Consider the following 2967-nt stretch of genomic DNA (forward strand, 5'->3'; position numbering starts at 1 on the left):
TTTATTTAATCTACTCAACTGCTAAAACTCTTACCTTTATTACTTCATCTATTTCACTTATTTTATACAAGAATTTTTTAACATCACCTTTTATCCTAGATACATCTAATGTTATTGTAACATTAGCACTCATGTTTATTGGTATATCTTGATTAATTGTTAATATATTTAACTTATTTGTTGCAATAAAATCAAGAACTCTTGATAAAGCACCTGATTTATGTGATAAAAGTAATACTATAGTTATCTTCTTGCTATTAACCCCTTCAGCCATCTGATAAACAGTATCCTTATATTTGTAATAAGTACTTCTGCTTATTCCTACTACTTTTACTCCTTCTGATATATCTTTTACTTTTCCTGTGTGAAGAAGTTCCTTCACTTCAAGAACCTTATAAAATACATCAGGAAGTACATCCCCATTTACAATATAAAATTTATTTTCTTCCATCGTTTCTATGCCCCCTTTTAAATTCTCTTTATCCTTATTGAATATATTACCATATTTTTTCTAAATTTCTACCCTATCTTATTAAATTAAAGATACTTTTAAGATAAAAAACTCGCCTATGCGAGTTTTCTAAAATAAAAGGAGTTTTACCATTGTTATTGCTGCAAAAATTGCTGCCATATCAGCAAGCATAGCACTCCATAATGTATGTCTTATTTTTTTTACTTTTACAGCTCCAAAATAAACTGTTATTGTATAAAAAATCGTTTCAGTTGTTCCCATTATTACTGATGCTAATATTCCTATAAAGCTGTCTGGTCCATAAGTTCTTATTGTATCTGTAAAAATTCCAATAGCTCCACTTCCTGATATAGGCTTTATTAAAACTAAAGGGATTATTTCTTCAGGAAGCCCTATAAATTCTGCCATTGGTGCTAAAAGACTATTTATCATATCTAAAAGATGACCACCTCTAAATATCTGAACTGCTATAATCATAGCCAAAAGGCATGGGAATATATTCATACACACTTTTAATCCATCCTTTGCTCCTTCTAGAAACCATTCATATACCTTTCTTCCCTTTATCATTCCATAAACAAGGATTACTAAAACTATTATTGGTATTATACTCTTTGTAATATACGTAAACATCCAAATCCTCCTTAAAAATACCTTTGAAGTATTTTACAACAAACTATCCCAACTGTTGCTGCTATTGCTGTTGAAATTATTGCTGGAATTATTATTGCTCCTGCATTAGCTGAACCTTCTGCTGCTCTTATGGAAAGAATTGTTGTTGGAATAAACTGAATACAAGCTGCATTCATAACCAAAAAGAGTGCCATATCATTAGATGCCCGTCCCTTCTCTCTATTCAATCTATCCATTTCCTCCATAGCCTTTATTCCAAAAGGAGTTGCCGCATTTGAAAGACCAAACATATTTGCAGTTAAGTTCATTACAATTGCGCCTAAAGCCTTCTCATCCTTAGCTGCCTCTTTAAATAAAACCTTTAATATAGGTCTTAAAACTTTTGCAAGTACAGATGTTAATCCACTTTTTTCAGCAACCTTCATAACTCCACACCAAAAACACATAATTCCAACAAGTCCTATAATAAATTTAACAGTGCTATCACTTCCTCCAACAATAGCCTCTGTAACCTTATCTGCATTGCCTGTAAATAATGCAACTATGATTCCTAAAAAAATCATTCCAAACCAAATATAATTAATCATTTTTCCCCCATTTAAGTATTACTATTATTAAAATATATTCATTGAACTTAACTTTTATTAGTGCTAGTATAAATATATAAATAATATGTTAACCATACATAGAAAAAAGGAGTTTTACCTATGAAAGATGAAAACATTAAATTAGCACAACAAGATATTGATGACGCATTAAAAACTGTAGAAGATTTAGAAAAAGTTATAGATGAAGATGGAGTATCTAAAGATACTTTAAAAGAAAAATTTATGACATTAAGCGAGAAACTTCAAAAATTAGAAGATATCCTTAAAAGTGAAGGTATCATTTAGTTTTTAAACTATAAATTTCCTAAAACCCTAGTCTGATTCCTAGATTAGGGTTTATTTTTTACTATCTTATATCTATTATTTAAAATTAATGTTAAACTATACTGTAAAAAGTCCCCTAACTTAAAGAAGTTAAGGGTTGAAAGGACATATATTATATGAATAAAAACTCAAAATTAATTCCATTAAAAAAAATGGAAACTATAACAGGAAAAAAAGAAAATAGAGATTTAGTTTATACTTACTTAGACTTTAAATTTAAATTACATAGACTTGGAGATAACACTGAAGGAAAAGCTATGTACAGATTATCCGCTTTAAACTTCGATGTTAAACTTCTAAAAGCATATACACAAAAAAATACCAACCTAAAAGAGGCTTGTACTTTACCTCTTAATAATCCAAAAGAAGATTTATTAACTATCTTTAACGCAGTTATCGAAGTTAAAATGAAAAAAGAACTTGCAAGACTTGCTTATGAAAAAGCTTTAAAAGAAGGTACATTACCAGTTAAAGAAGAAGAGCCTGTTAAGGAAGTAAAAAAAGAAAATCCTTATAAAAAAGATTACTCTAAAAATAAAGACTTTAGAAAAAATGATTCTAGAGATTTCAAGAAGAATGACTCTAAGGACTTTAGAAAAAACGATTCTAGAGACTTCAAAAAGAACGACTCTAAAGACTTTAGAAAAAACGATTCTAGAGACTTCAAAAAGAACGACTCTAAAGACTTTAGAAAAAACGATTCTAGAGACTTCAAAAAGAACGACTCTAAGGACTTTAGAAAAAATGATTCTAGAGACTTCAGAAAGAATGACTCTAAGGACTTTAGAAAAAATGATTCTAGAGATTTCAAAAAGAATGACTCTAAGGACTTTAGAAAAAATGATTCTAGAGATTTCAAAAAGAATGACTCTAAGGACTTTAGAAAAAATGATTCTAGAGATTTCAAAAAGAATGACTCTAAGGACTTTA

General features: G+C 29.0%; 5 protein-coding genes. 2 read left to right on the top strand and 3 right to left on the bottom strand.

Going from position 1 to position 2967, the window contains the following annotated elements; genetic code table 11:
* Window positions 1-10: 10 nt before the first annotated feature.
* The 3 genes from ACRC28_RS08005 to ACRC28_RS08015 form a co-directional block, all read right to left on the bottom strand.
* The gene (locus tag ACRC28_RS08005; RefSeq protein WP_438542932.1) at window positions 11-451 is read right to left on the bottom strand and encodes an ACT domain-containing protein; all 441 of its coding nucleotides are present in this window, start codon (window positions 449-451) and stop codon (window positions 11-13) included.
* Between the two features lie 129 nt (window positions 452-580).
* Window positions 581-1105 (bottom strand): spore maturation protein, encoded by a 525-nt coding sequence (locus ACRC28_RS08010; protein ID WP_438542933.1) that lies wholly within the window; start codon window positions 1103-1105, stop codon window positions 581-583.
* Between the two features lie 11 nt (window positions 1106-1116).
* Entirely contained in the window at window positions 1117-1692 is a 576-nt protein-coding gene (locus tag ACRC28_RS08015; protein ID WP_438542934.1) for a nucleoside recognition domain-containing protein, read from the bottom strand.
* Window positions 1693-1812: 120 nt separating this feature from the next.
* Between ACRC28_RS08015 and ACRC28_RS08020 the strand changes: the two genes are divergently transcribed.
* Both ACRC28_RS08020 and ACRC28_RS08025 read left to right on the top strand, forming a co-directional pair.
* Window positions 1813-1998: a hypothetical protein gene (locus ACRC28_RS08020; protein WP_438542935.1), complete on the top strand. Its 186-nt coding sequence runs from the start codon at window positions 1813-1815 to the stop codon at window positions 1996-1998.
* A gap of 155 nt (window positions 1999-2153) precedes the next feature.
* The coding region (locus ACRC28_RS08025) for a hypothetical protein (RefSeq protein ID WP_438542936.1) at window positions 2154-2967 on the top strand (814 nt) is incomplete at its 3' end.

Source organism: Clostridium sp., assembly GCF_051650885.1.
In the GTDB taxonomy this organism is placed as follows: domain Bacteria; phylum Bacillota; class Clostridia; order Clostridiales; family Clostridiaceae; genus Clostridium.

What these genes read in the sequence shown, in the direction of transcription:
- ACRC28_RS08005 (WP_438542932.1), bottom strand. Translation starts at nt 451, where the DNA reads ATGGAAGAAAATAAATTTTATATTGTAAATGGGGATGTACTTCCTGAT.
- ACRC28_RS08010 (WP_438542933.1), bottom strand. Translation starts at nt 1,105, where the DNA reads ATGTTTACGTATATTACAAAGAGTATAATACCAATAATAGTTTTAGTA.
- ACRC28_RS08015 (WP_438542934.1), bottom strand. Translation starts at nt 1,692, where the DNA reads ATGATTAATTATATTTGGTTTGGAATGATTTTTTTAGGAATCATAGTT.
- ACRC28_RS08020 (WP_438542935.1), top strand. Translation starts at nt 1,813, where the DNA reads ATGAAAGATGAAAACATTAAATTAGCACAACAAGATATTGATGACGCA.